This window comes from Haladaptatus sp. R4, from assembly GCF_001625445.1.
Taxonomy (GTDB): domain Archaea; phylum Halobacteriota; class Halobacteria; order Halobacteriales; family Haladaptataceae; genus Haladaptatus.
The window spans coordinates 398965-415221 of sequence record NZ_LWHG01000028.1; the positions used below are offsets into that span (position 1 = coordinate 398965).

Consider the following 16257-nt stretch of genomic DNA (forward strand, 5'->3'; position numbering starts at 1 on the left):
GATTCGGGAGCTTTTACGCTCGGTCGGACGTAGGCACACGTATGCCGAAGCCAAAAGACGATTTCGAGGAGTTGTATCCGTGTGATTTCTACGAACCGGAAGAACTGCTCGACGAAGAGTTGATGTACTCGGTCTATGAAATCGCCCGCCTGCTTCAGGGTCTCGACCCCGACGCCGAACTCGACGTCGAAACCGAGGAGATACTGCTGGATTGGGCGATTCCGTGGGTGATGCGAAACTCCGAGCGCCTGGTCGTCGGCGAACCGCCGAGCGACGAGGAACCGGGGTACTACGGGCTAAAGGAATGACGATACTCGTCGCCGGAAGCGACCGCGTGGACGCCGGGAAGACGACGTTCACGGTCGGACTGCTCGCCCATCAGGACGCGGTCGGATTCAAACCCCGTGCGGGCAACGACTTCTGGTTCGACCACGACGACGCCGTGCGCGCCCTCTCGGACGGACGACTGTACGGCAAGGACGCCAATCGACTGGCAGACGCGAGCGCCGGGAATCACGCACCGGAGGACGTGAATCCGGTGCACCGACTGTGGCGGCCCGCACCCGGCAAAGGAAACGGGTTGCTCGGACAGTCCCGACGCGAGTTCCTCGTGGACCGCGTCGGCGAGGGGTTCGTCGTCAACGGAACGGTCTCGCTCCCCGAAGAAGTACACGAGAACCTCCCGCTCTCGGATGCCGTCGTCGTGGATTCCCTGAAGGAGTTGAACGACCAGACCGAGCGGCGCTATCTCCCACACCTTCGGGCACTGGCCGAACGGATTCGAGCGGAAGACCGGGCGGTCGTGGAATCCTACAGCGACATCGCCCTGCCGATACGGGATCTCGAATTCGACGCTGTCGCCGTGGTCGAACCGCGGCGCGTCCGAATCTACGACGGCGCACGCTACGCGAAGGCCTGCGAAGTCGCGGACAGCAGCGTCCACGACGGAACGATGGAGAAACGCGTGGAAGACGTCGTGAGCCTGCTCGACCCCGCCGAAACCATGACGCTCGAACCGCTGGCGAAAGAGGAGCGGAACGACCCCGAAAAAATCGCGTCAGTGTACGGGGATGCCTACGAGGCGCTTCTGTAACCCTGCTTCTCACCGCATCCGCGCCGCTTGCGACGCCAATTCGACGTCCTGATACGGATTCGTCGTCACGCTCGGCCCGTGGCCGACGTGCATCTCCGCCAACTCCTCGTCCACCGTGTCGATGACGGAATCGATGCTCTCGATGAGCACTCGGCGGTCACCCTCTTCAAGGTCCGTCCGGCCGAAGCCGCCGTTCTGGAAGATGAGGTCGCCCGCGAACAGGATTTTCGGGGAGTCGGCGTAGAAGCAGAGATGGTCCTCCTTGTGTCCCGGCGTGTGGAGCGCGAGGTAGTCGTGGTCCCCGATTTTCACCGTGTTCCCGTCCTCGATGGCGATATCGACCCCGGGTTGGTCCGTGTCGAAGCCGAACGCTTCGACGTCGAACGCGTCCTTGACGGCCTCTAGATTGCCGACGTGGTCCGGATGGGTGTGCGTGATGATGACCGCATCGAGGTCGTCCACTTCCGCTTGGACTCGACCCACGGCATCGAAGTTCGATCCGGTATCCACGAGGACGGTCCGCTCTCCGTCCACGAGGAACGCGTTGCTGGTAAACGCCTGCACGCCCGTTGCGATGTTTCGAATCATGTTTTCTCTCATTTACTCACATATAACCGATCTACTCACAGATCTCTTCCTCTCTAAACACTCACCAGAATCAACGACAGACACACTGTGAAGGTGGGTCGCCGCTGTCATGGGATTGTATTTACCGACTTCAGTGAAAGCGATAAAGCCATCGGAATTTCAGCGGTGTTGCGGGGACATGTGTGAGGATGGGCAGTCATGTGACACGCCGCCGCGATGAGGTTGGTTTACAGTGGTGGGACGAGAGTTTTACCTCAGTCACGTTCATACCCGTAATGTTCTACGTCGATCTTATACTTTCTGAATTGCTGTATCACGATGATGGGGATTGCACTTATAGCATGAAAAATGAAGTGTGTATTCTTATCTTCACAAGAATGTGGGAACTACCAGATTGAATCCGCGCGTTTATTAGTAATATCGACGATTAACTAACTGTCTGTGAAAGCGAGAGTAAGTAGCAGACGACGAACGATGGAAGCAAACGCATCGACGTTGATTGCTTCCAGCCTAATCGGAGGTGGTTGCACGATAGTGAGCGGTGGTCACACGCCGGGCTATCTGCTAATCATCTTTGGTATCATGGTATGGAAGCGCAACGGGGATGGTTCCTAAGCCTTCAAATCCCCGTTGAATCCACCTATTTCTTCGTCAGGCGGATACCACGCGTCTCCAGGTATCCAGTTGCCACTATGTTGCCGTGGCAAATTAGTCTTTCCACTAATTTTCACGGAATTACACTTGTCACTCCCGTTCAATCGACATCGAATCGCCGTCCGGCCGCGAAAGCAAGGTAATAACCGCACTCACAGACACGAGAGAGGTTGCCAAACGTATCCGCACGGAGTGCAATTATAAGTGATAATATAGGTAGGAAAGAACCGTTCGACCGGGGAGTGACGGAAGAGAATCCATCGCGGTCTCCCGAACGAGTGATGTAATCAAGCCGTGGATACGCCAGTATCGTCATCCCCATACCCCACTTCCCCTTTTACGACTGTTCGGCACCATCGTCGTGGTAGCACGCTCAGCAGCGGAACCGATGTCTCCCGAAGAGGGTGGAAACGGTGACCTGGCGGGAACGGTGGGACGGCCCTACTCCTCCGCGAGTTCGTCGAGCAGGGTGTCCAAACTGTAGCTCTGGAGCACCCGGTGGGAGTCACGAAGGGTGGAGATGACGAACGTCGAGTTCGTCCGCTCGACCTCCTCGATACGTTCGAAATCCCCGATGAGGCGTTCGACCATCTCGCGCCCGGTGAGGTGCGCGACGACGATGAAGTCGGTTTCGCCCATGGTGAAGTACGCCTGTGTGACCCCTTCGATGTCGAGGATTTTCTCCCCGAAGTCCGAGTACGACCCGGTGTAATCGGCGAACACCTCGACGACGACGGTGACGCCGAGTCCGAACTGTTCGAGGTCGATGTCGTACAGGTCGTTTTCGATGACGCCCGCCTCGCGCAGGTTGTTCAACCGGTAATGAATCGTCGAGACTGGGATGTCGGTCTCCTCGTGTAGCTTCTCGGGACTGCCGGTCTCCAGATCCGAGATGGCCTTGAGCAGTGTAACGTCACGTTCGTCCATTGATTTCGAACTATACGTCGGTCATACTTAATATCACGACTTCGGCGGGGCGACGAATGGTGATGCACGAGGAGTGATCTCCTCTGCTGTTTGGCAACCTATGTCTATAACGATTCAATACCAAGAATTTACTCTAACTGTCTCAATAGATCTTGTATGTGATTCAGTTGCAACGCTGTTCCTTGTAGAAGGGTTTAACAATGGCGGGCTGTTACAGTTGGATAGAAATCTATGAATACGACAAAGCTTGGAAGATATCTTCCGATGAATGGAGTGATGTTCGGATTACTGGCCCTCTTCTGGGGTGGCTCGTTCGTCTCCATCGACGTCGGGTTGCACCACTTCCCGCCGCTCCTGTTCGCGGCGGTTCGCTACGATGCGGCCGGTGTGCTCATCCTCGCGTACGCGGCGTTTACGACCGACCGCTGGAAACCCCGGACGCGCGGTGACCTGCTCGCCATCGCCACTATCGGCGCGTTCATCATCGCGGGTCACCACAGCCTGCTCTACCTCGGACAGGAACACGTCCCCGGCGCGCTCGCGGCCGTCATCGTCAGTCTCTCTCCGGTTCTCACGGCCGTCTTCGCCAGTGCGCTCTTCGCCGACGAACACGTCTCACCCCTCGGTGCGCTCGGTTTGGTGCTCGGCGTCGCTGGCGTCGCCATCGTCGCCAACCCGACCTCCGCGAACCTCCTCTCGACGGACGCGGTCGGAATCGTCCTCGTCTTCCTCGCCGCGGCGAGTTTCGCCCTCGGTTCGGTGCTGAGCCAACCGTTCGAGACGACCGTCTCGATTCCCTCGCTTCAGGGCTGGTCGATGCTGTTCGGTTCGATCATCATCCACGGCGTCAGCTTCGCCAGCGGCGAGTCGCCTGCCGCCATCGACTGGTCGTTTTCGGCCGTCGCGTCGTTGGGATACCTGGTGCTCGTCTCCGGCGTCATCGCGTTCCTCATCTACTTCCACCTGCTCGACTCCATCGGCGCGACCGAACTGAACCTCGTCGGCTACCTCGAACCCGTCGTCGCTACCCTCCTCAGCTGGATGCTGTTGGGTGAACTGGTCGCCAACACCACCATCATCGGTTTCGCCGCCATCTTCGCGGGCTTCGCCCTGCTGAAACGGCACGCGCTCTTCGACTTCGTCCGCATGGCCTCGCCGAACGTCGGACGCGCGTAAGCGGAAAAACGTACTCGTACGAAAAGCGGAGTTTTTCGACTATTCTTGCACGCGTTCGGCGACCAGTACCCCGACCTGCTCGTGAACCCGCTCGACGGCGGTCAACGAGAAGCCGTTGTCGGTCAACACGTCGGCCAGATGGCCGACGTCGAGGGGTCGTCCACCTCGGGACTGTAAAACGGGACCTCCGGGTCGGGCGTGCCGAAAAACATCACGTCGCCCAACACGAACTTTCGCGGCCCCAATTCGGCGATTGCTTCGATGGCTTCGCTCTTTTCCTCGTCGGAGAGGTGGTGCATGGCGAAGTTCGATACCACGATATCCACATCCTCGCCGACGTTCGGGTCACGGAAGCGCCCCTCGCCGAACTCGACGTTTCCGATGTCGTTCTCCTCGGCCTTCGTTCGCGCCTCGTCCATCATCCCTTCGCTGATGTCACGGCCGATGACGCGCTTCGCGTCGGGGGCGAGCGCGAGGGCGATTGCGCCCGTGCCGGTCCCCAAATCGAGGACGACGTCGTCCGCACCGGGGTCGGCGTGATCCACGACCAAGGAGACACAGGCGCGGTACTCCTCGCTGTCCTGGGAATCGTCGTAGTCGCCAGCGATGTCCGAAAAGCGGTCGGCGTGTTCCTCAATCGTCTTCTTCATACCGCCCACGTTTCACGCCGGGCGCAATGAAATCGTCGGACTGAATCGTCCGGTTTCGGTCGGCGAGGTGACCCCACTCGCGCAAGCCATCCTCGATCTGTTCGGGCGAAAACCCGATGATCTCGCCGACTGCCGTGAGTTCGCGGGGTGCCCGCAGTTCGAGGTGCGTACTCGGGTTGGCGCTGACGACGAACGGGGCGTCGTATTTGACCACCAACTCGCGGAGTTTCCGGAGGTCTTGGATGGCCTGCACTCGCGGGCCGCCGTCGGTACGGAGGACACGAGAGAGGTCGAACTCGACGCGAACGCCGTGTTCGGCGGCGGCCTTCGCCAGCACGTGGTTGAAATCCCCGCGCCCGCGCATCGGGTGGGCCAACACGTCGATCCGCTCCTCCTCGACGGCGAACCGGTTTAGCTTCGCCGTGCCGCCGTGGAGCAGGAGGATGGTCGTCTTCGGGCGAAAGTTACCGACGTGGCCGCTGGCCTGCGATGGGTTGTCGGCGCGGATTTCGAGGCCGTCCACCACGTCCACGCCGAACTCGTCGCTGACGGTCTCGGCGTCGAACTCCGCCCGTGAATCGCCGTGATTGCGAACGACGACGCCGTCGAACTCGTACTCACTCGCCGTGGCCGCAAACCGCGCGACGGTAGCTTCCCCATCCGGGACGGCGTGGACGCCCTCGTACATTCTCGTGTTCGAGTGCGGGGTGGTGAGACTTGGTGCTTGCGACTCTCGGTCCAGGGAGACGGCGTCACCGGGAGTCGGAACTGATTAGCCGCTCCAGCCAAACCGGAGTGGTAAGCCCAAGGGGTTTTCACGTCTCAACCCGGAAGGAAGGTTCAATAACAGAATGGATAACCAGCCACTGACCTCCGCGACCGCCGACGAGCCGCCAGGGGCAGACATCGAATGGTGTCACCAAGCGGTTCAAGGTGTCTCCCGCACGTTTGCCATCACTATCGACCTGCTCGATACGCCGATGGCCGACGCCATCTGCGTCGGATACCTCCTCTGCCGTGTCGCGGACACGATCGAGGATGCGGGCCACATCCCGCCCGTCGAACAGGTGCGTCTCCTCCACCAGTACGACGCCGTCCTCGACCCGACCGATGCGACGACGGTCGAGGAGTTCCGTGAGAGTGTAGACGAGTGGATTCCCGACGATGTCGACGGCGACGATGCCGATTGGTCCGTCGTCAGTCACGCCCCCCGCATCGTGCGAACGTTCGATACGTGCTCGCCCTCGGTCCGGCAAGCGGTTCGACCGCCGGTTCGGGAACTCGTGAACGGGATGGCGATGTTCGTCGAACGGTATGCCGACACGGGTGGTCTTCGAATCGGAAGTAGAGCGGAACTCGAAGAGTACTGCTACTACGTTGCGGGAACCGTCGGTGAACTCATCACGAACCTGGTCTGCCAGGATGCGGATTCGGCGCAGGCGAGCCGTCTGCGCGAAACCTCGGAATCGTTCTCGCTCCTCCTCCAACTCGTCAACGTGACGAAGGACGTGTACGTGGACTACCACGACGAGAACAACGTCTACCTTCCCGAGACGTGGTTGGACGAGGCCGATGTCCCGCAGGACAAACTCTGTGACCCCGAACACAGCGACGACGTCGCGGACGTCGTCGCCCGAACCGCGGACCACGCACACAGCTTTACCGACGACGCCCAGACGTATCTGGAGACCATGCCGCGCGAGCGGGGCAACCGACTCGTCGCGTGGACGATTCCCTACTTGCTCGCTGTCGGGACGCTCCGCGAAGTCAGAAAACGACCGGAGGACGCGCTTCGCCGGGCAGGTATCAAGGTTTCACGCGAAGAGGTACACTCCCTCATCGCCTCGCTCTCCGGCGGCGTCGATCGAGAGACGCTCGGCGAACTGCGGCGAACGATCTCCGAGAGGCCGTTTCACCGGTCTCCGAATTCGATTTAGCGACCGGTTTCGACGGAAACCGAAAGACGACCGACGGCGTCCGTAACCCACCCGGACAGTAAGAACACCCACGCCGTCGTACAGGCGACGCCGAATCCGACCGCGACTGCCTCGATGGCGAACGGCGGCCGTCCGCCGAACGCGTTTCCGACGACGACGGACGCGACGGAGACGACGATAATCGGCCAACCGAGGACGAGGCCGAGGAGGCGGACTACGAAGTCGAGTTCACCGGGGAGAAACGGGAATCCCGTAACCGCGTAGCCGCCGAGCGACAGCGAAACGACGGCGAACACGGCGAGCGTTTCGTTCGACGGGGAGAACAGGGTTCGAACGATTCTCGACCGGGTGCCGTCGGGATTCACCGCGGCAACCACGAGGACTGCGAGCAGATAGCTGATGGCAACGGATGCGACGCCGAGTGCGACCGTTCGGGGAGCGATCCCGGAAATTTCCGTGTCCCGGTTCACGAACCACAGGAGGGCGGACGCCGTCACGGCAAACGGAAAGACGTGGCTCCGGTGCGGGCGGACGCTGGAGAGGGAAGGCATAGAACAACCGTTGGGTAGCAACTGTTATCGATCCTTCGACAATAGGGAAAAAGCGAAGTGGGAGGTTTTGGAGTTCCCTATCGGTTCGACGCGACGGATCGACGACTTCCGCCGGTCAGACGTCGTCGGCCCGTCCGGTCACGATGTCCGCGACCCGTCGTTTGTCGAACAGCGCTTCGTCCTTCGAGAACTTCGGATACGGCTGGCTCTCGGCGAACTTCGGCCACTCGCCGAACACGTCGGGGTACAGCTGTTTGGCCGTCATCTCCAGTTGGAAGAGGTTGACGAGCGGGCCCTGATAGCGCATTCCCTGCACGAACACGCGGTCGTTCTTTACCGCCGAGATGTTCGAGGCGACGGGGTCGCTTTCGAGTATCTTCCGTGTCTTGGACATCTCGTGGTTCGGTGCCATGCCGCCGAGGACGAGTAACACGTCCGGATTCGCCTCCAGCATCGCCTCGAAGTCCACTTTGTCGTTCGAGGAAACCTTGCTGCCGAAGGCGTCGGTTACCCCGAGCGGACGGATGTGTGCGCTGAGGAATCCGGGCGCGTTCAGCTTGTAGGCCCAAATATCGGAGAGGTCCGCGGACCCGGTGACCATGATCGCCGTCGGTCGTTCGTCCTCGGGTGGTAGCTTCGATTCGATGGTCGAAACGAGGTCGGCGTGAACCGTCGCGAGCGCCTCGTAGCGCGCTTCCTCGCGGAACGCCTGTGCGACCTTGCCGAAGATGTCCCAGAGGGAGTAATACTCGTAGTCATCGCGCCAGCCCTTCGGCGGCTTCCGGTTGGCGTCGCTGTAACTGTTGCCGAACCACGGGCCGACGTTCTTGGCGATTTCGTTCACGTCCGAGCGCGACCAGTTCTTCATCGACACCATCTCCGCCGGGTCCGCGAGGTGAACGTCGCTGTCGAGTTCGTACAGTTCCTCTTTCGGTGCGCCCCACGACGAGAAACAGTCCGACCAGTCCACCGAGACGCCGTCGAGGCGCTCGTAGTAGAGGTTCATCACGGTGTCGTAGTACTCCGGCGCGTGGAGTGCGTTGACGCCGTCGCCGTGGCCGAGCGCGACGGCCATCCCCGCGTGGTGGGTGAGGACGGTGAAGATGTCCTCCGGAACGGCGTCGAACGTCACTTTCCCCATCGGCGACATCGACACCGAGTAGCTCCCGTCCGCGGTATCGGACGTTTCCGTTTCGGTATCGGTCGTCTCGGCCGAGGTCGTGGAACCCTGATCGTCGGATTTCGACCCCTCGTTTCCGTCGCTACTGCCGGTACAGCCAGCGAGGAGGGTGGTGGCGGCGACGCCAGTGCCGACTCCGAGAAACCGCCGACGCGTCGGACACCACTGCCCTGCTTGCGTGTCTCGTGCCATGGTTTTAGGCTCGCCTAAACCTTGATAACTGTTGCGAATTTTAGGCGAGCCTAAAGGCATTTCGAGTCGTCGGTGAGTTTGCTACCACAGCGATAATACCGCGAAACTGCGGACGTGAGAGCCATTCTCAGGGAATGGTAATGGTTGATGGGGATTATTTATTTTTGTGCTGTACTGATGGCGTTGGTAATAATGAACGATCCCCGCCCAACACGACCCGGACGAACTGGCCCTCGAACGATGCTGCCACACTCGGTGAACGAGACGGTCGGCGGTGAACGCTGATGCGGTCACGATTACCGCTCCTCCTCGCCGTTTGTCTGGTGCTGGCAACCGTCAGCGGTTGTGTCGGACAGTTGCCCGATGACGACGCCGGTGCCGGTGTCGAAACGACTTCCCCGACGACGACTACAACGACCGATACGAACACGACACAACGGACACCGACCGCGACGTTCAGCGACGCGAAAGCCCACGAGGTCGTGGACGACATCCGCGCGAAGCAGGAGAACATCAGCACGTACCACGCTGTCGAGGTGGAAAAACGGATCTACCACCTGCCGAACGGCAGTACGTATACTCGAACGAAGAAAGTCGATCGTTCGGAGCGGTACGCGGACGGGACGAAGCTTCTGCGAGTGGAATACCTCCACCCGACCAGGAACAGGATCATCATCGAAAACCGCACGAATACGATAGCGTACGAAAGTGCGACGAACACGTACGACGTGAGTGACCGGCGCGACGGCCCCGCGCACTACTACATCAGCGGCGTCTACGAGGCCAAACACGAGTTCGAAGCCGCGTTCGACCACGACGCGCTCACGTACCACGGGAAAACGCACGTACTCGGCCACGAGGTGTACGTCATCGAGTTCGACAATCCGAAGAAGCACTCCGAGAGAGCGTCGTGGTACAACTCGACGCTCTGGATAGACGCGCAAACCGGTGCACTCGTCAAGAGCAAAACGAACTATCCGCTACCGATCGATCAGACGCTCGATCAGCTCAAGAACAGGTTCGAATCGGGCCATCAGAAATCGAAGAACGCAACCGTGATCCACAACGGAACGGTCGTCTCCACCTATCGTGACCTCGCCGTGAATCAGAAACTGCCCGAGGGAACGTTCGCACCGCCGAAGAACGCGACCCGAGAGGACTGATAACGGCGTCCCGCCGTTTTTTAGTACTCGTAGAAGCCCTTGCCCGTCTTCTTACCCAAGTCGCCCGCATCGACTTTGCGCTTGAGCAGGTAGGCTGGCTTGTATCGGTCGCCGAGTTCCTCGAAGAGGGTTTCGCTGGCGTCGAGACAGATGTCCAGTCCGATGTGATCGGCGAGCGTGAGCGGTCCCATCGGGACGTTCGTTCCGAGCGTCATTCCCTTGTCGATGTCCTCCTTGCTGGCGACGCCTTCGTCGTAGGCGCGGATGCCCTCGTTGATCCACGGCATGAGGATGCGGTTGGTGACGAAGCCGGGTTTGTCGTCGGACTCCCACGTCTCCTTGCCGAGGTCCTCCGCGAGATCGTGGGCGAGCGTGACGACGTCCTCGTCCGTCTTCTCGCCGACGACGAGTTCGACGCCCTTCATGATGGGGACGGGGTTCATGAAGTGGAGGCCGACGATTTCGTCCTCGCGCTCGGTCACGCTGGCGATGGTCGTGATCGAGAGCGTGCTGGTGTTGGTGGCCAGCACGACGTCCTCGGGGAGCACCTCGTCTAGGTCGGCGAAGATGTCCTGTTTGATCTCCATGTTCTCGACGGCCGCCTCGACGACGAAGTCACAGTCCGCGAGGTCTTCGAGGTCAGTCGTGCCCGTGATTCGGTCGACGGCGGCCTCGGCTTCCTCCTTGCTCATCTTCTCCTTGCCCACGAATCGGTCGAGACTTCCCTCGATGGTGTCGAACCCGTGCTGGACGAACTCGTCCTTGATGTCGCGCATAACCACGTCGTAGCCGTTCGTGGCGGCGACCTGCGCGATGCCGCTGCCCATCGTCCCCGCGCCAACTACGCCGATACTGTCGATGTCGGAAAGCGAACGCATGATGGCAAGTGCTGCCGGAACCGTTGTAAGGATAGCGGAACGCTGGCGAGAAAGCCGAACCGAACTGCCGTGATATCTGAAATGTGCGACATCTCCGGACAGTAACGAAACGGATAGGTCGTGTACGAAACATTAATGGGGGTCGGGTGGGAGAAAGAAACGAATCGGTGAGGGACGTGAGGGAACACGAGACACGCGAAACGGCCGAGACCGAAACGACGGACGTGAAATACGTCGGGCCAGCGACGGCGGCGGTCATCGAGGACGCGCCGTTCGACGTAACGGATATCCGAAATCGCACCGCCTCCTACGAGATGTTGCGCGAGGCAGGCGTCCATCCGGGCGTCGCTGGCCATCTGCGCCGGGAACACTCCCTGTCGTGGTCGTTCGAGTCCGGCAACGACCTGACGGACCGTTCGAGTCAAATCCGTGGCCTGCAGGACGGCGAGCGTGCGTGGATTGCCGCCAGTTCAGGCGATTGGGAGGCCGAGACGACCGAAACCGCGACGGACGGAAGCGGTGACGCCGAGGCGGAAGAGGCAGCGTGGCGCGACCGGAGTAGCCCGGACCCCGTGACCGACGTGCCGGAAATCGACGACGAACTGGCCGGTGAACTCGCCGAAGCGGGCATCACCTCGGTTCGAAGTATGGCCATCGCCAACCCGGAACGCGTGGCGGACTCGTTGGCCTTCGATTTGACTCGTGTCGCGAAATGGCGCGATTCGGCCCACGAGCTATTGTGAATTTACTACTATCGTAGTTTCCCATTCTCACAATAGAGCTACTGAGAACCCCGAAATCAATCGTTTAGGTTCGACCGTTACCAGTACACTCTTATATATCGTCGGCGCAGTTGCGCATGATGATTCCGCTGACTGACTCGCAAGTCACGCGAGACGGCAAAGCACTTATTCTCGCCCACGATCACGGCCTGGAACACGGGCCTCGGCCGACTTCGGTTCCGTTCCGGAGACGCTGGACCCCGAGAAGGTTTTCGAAACCGCAACCCACGACGCAGTTACGTGTCTCGCGGTTCAGAAAGGCCTCGCGGAGACGTACTACCCCTCCTACGAGGACGACGTCAACCTCCTCGCCAAACTCAACGGGACGAGCAACCTCTGGATGGGCGAACCGTACTCGCCACAGAATTGGACGGTCGATTACGCCGCCGAACTCGGCGCGGACGCCGTCGGTTACACCGTCTACTCCGGGTCGAACAACGAGACGAGGATGTACGAGGACTTCCGCGACGTGCAGGAACGGGCACACCGCGAATACGACATGCCCGTCGTCATGTGGTCGTACCCGCGTGGACAGGGTCTCAAGAACGACACGAAAGAGAGCACCATCGCCTACGCGACCCGAATCGCGCTCGAAATCGGCGCAGACATGGCGAAGGTCAAGTACCCCGGAAGCCGCAAGTCGATGGAATGGGCCGTCAAGTCCGCCGCCGACATGCCGGTCGTCATGAGCGGCGGGTCGAAGACCAGCGACTACGAGTTCCTCTCCAGCGTCGAAGCCGTGATGGACGCCGGTGGTTCCGGACTCGCCGTCGGTCGCAACGTCTGGCAGCGTGATGACCCCGAGCGAATCCTCGACGCACTCGAAAAGGTCATCTTCGACGGCGCGACCGCCGACGAAGCGCTCTAACGATGGAGACGGTTACAAAAATCATCGATGTCGTCGCGGCCGCCGCGCCGGAAATCCGTGGCGGTCTCACCGGCCGCCGTCGAAAGGCGGACGAGGAAAACCCAAGCGGGGAAATCCAGATGGCCGCAGACGTCTGGGCCGACGAGTACCTCGAATCGGAACTGACGGCTATCGACGGCGTCGGCGAGTTCGCCAGCGAGGAGCGAGAGGCGGTCGTCGATTGCGGCGACGGACTGTCGGTCGCTATCGACCCGCTCGACGGCTCGTCCAACCTCAAATCCAACAACTCGATGGGGACCATCGTCGGAATCTACGATGCGCCGCTCCCGGCGAGGGGAACGGACCTCGTCGCGTCGGCGTTCGTCCTCTTCGGTCCGATCACGACGATGATGGTCGCCCGTGACGATTCCGTGACCGAGTACGTCATCGAGGATAGCGCGGTGCAAGGCACCGCCGATAAGTCGAGCGGTGAAACACCGCGAGACGGGGAACACCGGGTCGTCACCGAGGACGTGACGCTCCCCGACGACCCCACGGTTTACGGGTTCGGCGGCCGCGTTCCGGATTGGCCCGAGGCGTTCACCGCCTACGCGCGAGGGATCGAAGACGAACTCAAACTGCGCTACGGCGGCGCAATGATCGGCGACGTGAACCAAGTGTTGACCTACGGCGGCGTGTTCGCCTATCCCGGTCTCGAATCCCGCCCGGAAGGAAAGCTTCGCTTGCAGTTCGAGGGGAACCCGATGGCGTACATCATCGAATCCGCCGGTGGCCGGTCGTCCGACGGCGAGAAATCCATCCTCGAAGTGACGCCCGAGCGACTGCATCAACGGGTACCGCTCCACATCGGGAACGCGAACCTCATCGAACGACTCGAAGCCGCGCTGTAGTCGGATTTCGGTTTTCGATCTTTTTCGTTAGCTGCTATTCGTCGGCGTCGTCCGTGGCCCGGTCGTCGTCGCAACGGTCGTCGGAGCAGCAGTCGCCGTCGGTCCGCCGACCGTCGTCCGTGCCGCAGTCGTTCCATTCGTGCCGCTCACCTGTCGGATACACCTCTGCACGTCGTTTTGCTGCACGGTCGCGACGTCTGGTTGTTCGAATCGAAGAACGTCGCGTTGACGAAGACGTATCCCGGAACGCCGAGGTTCGCCGTCGAGTTCGTCCACGTCACGTTGCCGTCGGCCGCCGGTTGGAAGTCCCCGGCGGAGATGTTCTGTGTCACCAGCACGCCCGACTGCGGGTTCGAGGCGTTGACCAACAACGCCTGCATTCGGTAGTCATCGGGTTGCGTCGCGTTCGCCGTGATCCGGGTGCAGGACAGGTTCGCCGATAGCGGTGCGGTCGGCGGTGCGGTCGTCGTTGTCGTGGTGGCGTTCGGTGTCGTAGTGACGTTCGGCGTCGTTGTCGGCGTCGCGGTGGCGTTCGGCGTGGTGGTCGTGGTAGCGTTCGCCGTCGTGGTTGGTGTCGTCGTGACGCTCGTGGTAGCGTTCGCCGTCGTGGACGGCGGTGCGGTCGTCGATGTCGTTGTCGGTGTCTGTGTCGACGTCGTCGCGGGTTGTGCCGATGTCGTGGTCGGCGTCGCTGTGGTCGACGTCGAAGTCGGCGACGGAGTCGCCGTCGCCTCGCCGCCCGCTCCCCGTTGTGCCACCGACTGGAGCGTTTTCGGCGGAGCGTTCGCCCCCGACTTCACTCGGTTTGCCGCCTGTTCGGTCCCCGAAACCGCCGTTTGCTGAATCTGGCCCGCGCTGTTCACGTTCCCTTGCGTGGCGGACTGCGTCGCACCGGCGGCCGCGCCGAAGGTAATCGCCTGAATCTGCGTGACCGAGGCTTTCTGCACCTGCGTGATTCCACCCACAGCGGCACCCTGCGCGCGGCTTGTATCTGCGTGACGTTCGCCTGCTGGCTCTGGGAAACCGCGCCGTTCGCCGCACCTCGCGTCGCTGCCTGCACCTGTGAGATGCTCGCCTGCTGGCGCTGACTCGCCACGACGCCGCCTTTGCACGCCCCTCTTGCGGCGGCTTGCACCTGCGTGACGCTCACCTGTTGGCTCTGGGTAATGGCCCCTGCCGCCGCCCCAGCACAGGCCGACTGAATCTGGGTGATTCGAACGGTCTGCACCTGCGTGACTCCGCCCTGTGCCGAACCCTTCGCGGCGGCCTGAATCTGTTTGACGTTCACGACCTGCTTCTGGACGGCACCTTGGGTCGCACCTTGTGCCGCCCCCTGCGCGACGATTTGAATCTGCACGATGTTCACGACCTGCACCTGCGTGATGCTCAACGCCCCAACCGCCGCACCGCGACAGGCCGACTGAATCTGTGAAACGGTGGCTCCCTGCGCCTGTGTGAGTCCACCCGTCGCCGCGCCTTGCGCGGCGACTTGTATCTGTGTGACGCTCACCCGCTGGACTTGTGAGACGGCCCCCGCCGCCGCACCGCGGCAGGCCGCTTGAATCTGTTCGACGTTCACCTGCTGAATCTGTGTCGCACCCCCTCTCGCCGCGCCCATCGCGGCGACTTGAACCTGCTTCGCGTTCGCGGTCTGTGCTTGTGCGGCCCCGGTCGCCGCGCCCTGTGCCGCCGCCTGCACCTGCTGGACCGAAACGCTCTGACGCTGGTCGAGCGCGCCGAACGCCGCACCCTGTCCGGCCTCCTGAATCTGTGAGACGCTCGCTCCCTGATTCTGCACCGCACCGGTCGCCGCACCCTGTGCGGCACCCCGCGCCGCCACTTGTACCTGCGTGATTTTCACCCGTTGGCTTTGAGCGACTGCACCGTGGCACGCGCCGAACGCCGCGGCTTGTATCTGCGTGACGTTCGCCTGTTGAGTCTGGGAAACCGCGCCGGTCGTTGCCCCCTGTGTCGCTACCTGTATCTGGGTGACGTTCACGTCCTGACTCTGGAGGAGTGCACCGTGTGCGGCACCGCGTGCCGCGGCCTGAACCTGTTCGACGCTCGCCGATTGATTTTGTGAGACAGCCTGCGTCGCCCCCTGTACTGCGGCCTGTCGCTGTTCCTGACTGATGGAGACGCCTTGTCGCTGTGCCAACGCGGCCCCCTGTGTGGCACCGCGAGCGGCCGCCTGCTCACGGGTCGAACGGTTCGAATCGGCCTGTAACAGTTCACTCCTTCCGTCGTTCACCGACAGTACGGGGAGCGTTGCCGCCGACTCCCCGACCGGGGGTGCCGACGCCTCCATCGACTGGGTGGATGACGCCGTGCCGGAGTTGGTGGGAGAAACGACGGCGATGCTTGCGATGCTGACGAGGAAGACGAGTCCGACCGCGACTACTGCCCGTGTGAATCGGTCCATAATATACGACTCACACGCGCGAGACGCACGTCAACCGGAGCCATCGTTAATTCCGTTTCCTCACGTCCCCGGCCGGTTGTGATCGTTGACACGAGGTAGCGTCGCCCGACGATTCCGGCAATCGTTGCGAGCCATCGTGGTAATCGAAATTTCGCGCTGACGAGTGACAACCGAATATAGTCGGTGGTGTACTTATTGGAAATAAATTTATTCGGGCCGATGATTTCATCTCAGTTGGCACGTTTCTAGGTGTCTAGATTCACCATTCTTTATCTATGCTGGTCAACTCCTCTTGAGCGTCGCATG

At 61.3% G+C, this 16257-nt stretch carries 16 protein-coding genes and 2 pseudogenes; 8 read left to right on the forward strand and 10 right to left on the reverse strand.

Annotated elements, in window-relative coordinates:
* The first annotated feature begins 41 nt into the window (after positions 1 to 41).
* Together A4G99_RS17055 and A4G99_RS17060 are read left to right on the forward strand one after the other, a co-directional pair.
* Complete coding sequence (locus A4G99_RS17055; RefSeq protein WP_066146267.1) at positions 42 to 308, forward strand: DUF5827 family protein; 267 nt, start codon at positions 42 to 44, stop codon at positions 306 to 308.
* On the forward strand, positions 305 to 1093 hold the full coding sequence (locus tag A4G99_RS17060) for an ATPase (RefSeq protein ID WP_066146270.1): 789 nt from the start codon (positions 305 to 307) through the stop codon (positions 1091 to 1093). Before A4G99_RS17055 ends, A4G99_RS17060 begins: the two co-directional genes overlap by 4 nt.
* 9 nt (positions 1094 to 1102) lie before the next feature.
* Here the strand turns inward: A4G99_RS17060 and A4G99_RS17065 are convergent, their stop codons facing one another.
* Positions 1103 to 1681 (reverse strand): MBL fold metallo-hydrolase, encoded by a 579-nt coding sequence (locus A4G99_RS17065; protein ID WP_066146273.1) that lies wholly within the window; start codon positions 1679 to 1681, stop codon positions 1103 to 1105.
* Between the two features lie 1095 nt (positions 1682 to 2776).
* Positions 2777 to 3262 carry an Lrp/AsnC family transcriptional regulator gene (locus tag A4G99_RS17075; protein ID WP_066146279.1) on the reverse strand — a complete coding sequence of 162 codons (486 nt, stop codon included), beginning with the start codon at positions 3260 to 3262 and terminating at the stop codon, positions 2777 to 2779.
* 276 nt (positions 3263 to 3538) lie between these two features.
* Between A4G99_RS17075 and A4G99_RS17080 the strand changes: the two genes are divergently transcribed.
* Positions 3539 to 4438 carry a DMT family transporter gene (locus A4G99_RS17080; RefSeq protein WP_223301946.1) on the forward strand — a complete coding sequence of 300 codons (900 nt, stop codon included), beginning with the start codon at positions 3539 to 3541 and terminating at the stop codon, positions 4436 to 4438.
* A 39-nt stretch (positions 4439 to 4477) separates the two neighbouring features.
* Here A4G99_RS17080 and A4G99_RS17085 read toward each other — a convergent pair.
* A pseudogene (locus tag A4G99_RS17085) lies at positions 4478 to 5088 on the reverse strand (class I SAM-dependent methyltransferase).
* Positions 5072 to 5776 (reverse strand): RNase P subunit p30 family protein, encoded by a 705-nt coding sequence (locus A4G99_RS17090; RefSeq protein ID WP_066146283.1) that lies wholly within the window; start codon positions 5774 to 5776, stop codon positions 5072 to 5074. Before A4G99_RS17090 ends, A4G99_RS17085 begins: the two are co-directional and overlap by 17 nt.
* A gap of 163 nt (positions 5777 to 5939) precedes the next feature.
* Between A4G99_RS17090 and A4G99_RS17095 the strand changes: the two genes are divergently transcribed.
* On the forward strand, positions 5940 to 7025 hold the full coding sequence (locus A4G99_RS17095; RefSeq protein ID WP_066146286.1) for a phytoene/squalene synthase family protein: 1086 nt from the start codon (positions 5940 to 5942) through the stop codon (positions 7023 to 7025).
* On the opposite strand, the gene A4G99_RS17100 is transcribed toward A4G99_RS17095, so the two are convergent.
* A complete protein-coding gene (locus A4G99_RS17100; RefSeq protein WP_066146289.1) occupies positions 7022 to 7576 on the reverse strand; it encodes a hypothetical protein in 555 nt (184 codons plus the stop codon). The two genes, A4G99_RS17095 and A4G99_RS17100, sit on opposite strands and share 4 nt — an antisense overlap.
* Before the next feature lie 115 nt (positions 7577 to 7691).
* Positions 7692 to 8948, reverse strand: coding sequence for an ABC transporter substrate-binding protein (locus A4G99_RS17105; protein WP_066146292.1), 1257 nt, complete (start codon positions 8946 to 8948; stop codon positions 7692 to 7694).
* A gap of 284 nt (positions 8949 to 9232) precedes the next feature.
* Between A4G99_RS17105 and A4G99_RS17110 the strand changes: the two genes are divergently transcribed.
* Complete coding sequence (locus tag A4G99_RS17110; RefSeq protein ID WP_066146295.1) at positions 9233 to 10111, forward strand: hypothetical protein; 879 nt, start codon at positions 9233 to 9235, stop codon at positions 10109 to 10111.
* Positions 10112 to 10131: 20 nt separating this feature from the next.
* Here A4G99_RS17110 and A4G99_RS17115 read toward each other — a convergent pair whose 3' ends face one another.
* Positions 10132 to 10989 (reverse strand): 3-hydroxyacyl-CoA dehydrogenase family protein, encoded by an 858-nt coding sequence (locus tag A4G99_RS17115; protein ID WP_066146298.1) that lies wholly within the window; start codon positions 10987 to 10989, stop codon positions 10132 to 10134.
* Between the two features lie 167 nt (positions 10990 to 11156).
* On the opposite strand from A4G99_RS17115, the gene A4G99_RS17120 reads away from it, so the two are divergent.
* The 3 genes and pseudogenes from A4G99_RS17120 to A4G99_RS17130 all read left to right on the forward strand — a co-directional run bounded on the left by A4G99_RS17120 (position 11157) and on the right by A4G99_RS17130 (position 13529).
* Positions 11157 to 11732, forward strand: a complete 576-nt coding sequence (locus A4G99_RS17120; protein ID WP_223301947.1) for a hypothetical protein — start codon at positions 11157 to 11159, stop codon at positions 11730 to 11732.
* A 119-nt stretch (positions 11733 to 11851) separates the two neighbouring features.
* Positions 11852 to 12639 (forward strand): annotated as a pseudogene (locus tag A4G99_RS17125) (class I fructose-bisphosphate aldolase).
* Positions 12640 to 12641: 2 nt separating this feature from the next.
* The gene (locus tag A4G99_RS17130) at positions 12642 to 13529 is read left to right on the forward strand and encodes a class 1 fructose-bisphosphatase (protein WP_066146300.1); all 888 of its coding nucleotides are present in this window, start codon (positions 12642 to 12644) and stop codon (positions 13527 to 13529) included.
* Between the two features lie 27 nt (positions 13530 to 13556).
* Here the strand turns inward: A4G99_RS17130 and A4G99_RS28855 are convergent, their stop codons facing one another.
* Genes A4G99_RS28855 through A4G99_RS17135 form a run of 3 tightly spaced genes read right to left on the reverse strand, consistent with a single transcriptional unit; the run spans position 13557 to position 15951 of the window.
* A complete protein-coding gene (locus tag A4G99_RS28855; protein WP_255359115.1) occupies positions 13557 to 13679 on the reverse strand; it encodes a hypothetical protein in 123 nt (40 codons plus the stop codon).
* Positions 13676 to 14476 carry a hypothetical protein gene (locus A4G99_RS27440; RefSeq protein ID WP_223301948.1) on the reverse strand — a complete coding sequence of 267 codons (801 nt, stop codon included), beginning with the start codon at positions 14474 to 14476 and terminating at the stop codon, positions 13676 to 13678. The genes A4G99_RS28855 and A4G99_RS27440 overlap by 4 nt, the downstream gene beginning before the upstream one ends.
* On the reverse strand, positions 14389 to 15951 hold the full coding sequence (locus tag A4G99_RS17135) for a hypothetical protein (protein ID WP_223301949.1): 1563 nt from the start codon (positions 15949 to 15951) through the stop codon (positions 14389 to 14391). The genes A4G99_RS27440 and A4G99_RS17135 overlap by 88 nt, the downstream gene beginning before the upstream one ends.
* Positions 15952 to 16257: the final 306 nt, after the last annotated feature.

Coding starts and splice junctions, on each gene's coding strand:
- A4G99_RS17135 (WP_223301949.1), bottom strand. CDS start 15,951: ATGGACCGATTCACACGGGCAGTAGTCGCGGTCGGACTCGTCTTCCTC.
- A4G99_RS17065 (WP_066146273.1), bottom strand. CDS start 1,681: ATGATTCGAAACATCGCAACGGGCGTGCAGGCGTTTACCAGCAACGCG.
- A4G99_RS17095 (WP_066146286.1), top strand. CDS start 5,940: ATGGATAACCAGCCACTGACCTCCGCGACCGCCGACGAGCCGCCAGGG.
- A4G99_RS17100 (WP_066146289.1), bottom strand. CDS start 7,576: ATGCCTTCCCTCTCCAGCGTCCGCCCGCACCGGAGCCACGTCTTTCCG.
- A4G99_RS17055 (WP_066146267.1), top strand. CDS start 42: ATGCCGAAGCCAAAAGACGATTTCGAGGAGTTGTATCCGTGTGATTTC.
- A4G99_RS17060 (WP_066146270.1), top strand. CDS start 305: ATGACGATACTCGTCGCCGGAAGCGACCGCGTGGACGCCGGGAAGACG.
- A4G99_RS17110 (WP_066146295.1), top strand. CDS start 9,233: ATGCGGTCACGATTACCGCTCCTCCTCGCCGTTTGTCTGGTGCTGGCA.
- A4G99_RS17115 (WP_066146298.1), bottom strand. CDS start 10,989: ATGCGTTCGCTTTCCGACATCGACAGTATCGGCGTAGTTGGCGCGGGG.
- A4G99_RS17130 (WP_066146300.1), top strand. CDS start 12,642: ATGGAGACGGTTACAAAAATCATCGATGTCGTCGCGGCCGCCGCGCCG.
- A4G99_RS17105 (WP_066146292.1), bottom strand. CDS start 8,948: ATGGCACGAGACACGCAAGCAGGGCAGTGGTGTCCGACGCGTCGGCGG.
- A4G99_RS17090 (WP_066146283.1), bottom strand. CDS start 5,776: ATGTACGAGGGCGTCCACGCCGTCCCGGATGGGGAAGCTACCGTCGCG.
- A4G99_RS17080 (WP_223301946.1), top strand. CDS start 3,539: ATGTTCGGATTACTGGCCCTCTTCTGGGGTGGCTCGTTCGTCTCCATC.
- A4G99_RS17075 (WP_066146279.1), bottom strand. CDS start 3,262: ATGGACGAACGTGACGTTACACTGCTCAAGGCCATCTCGGATCTGGAG.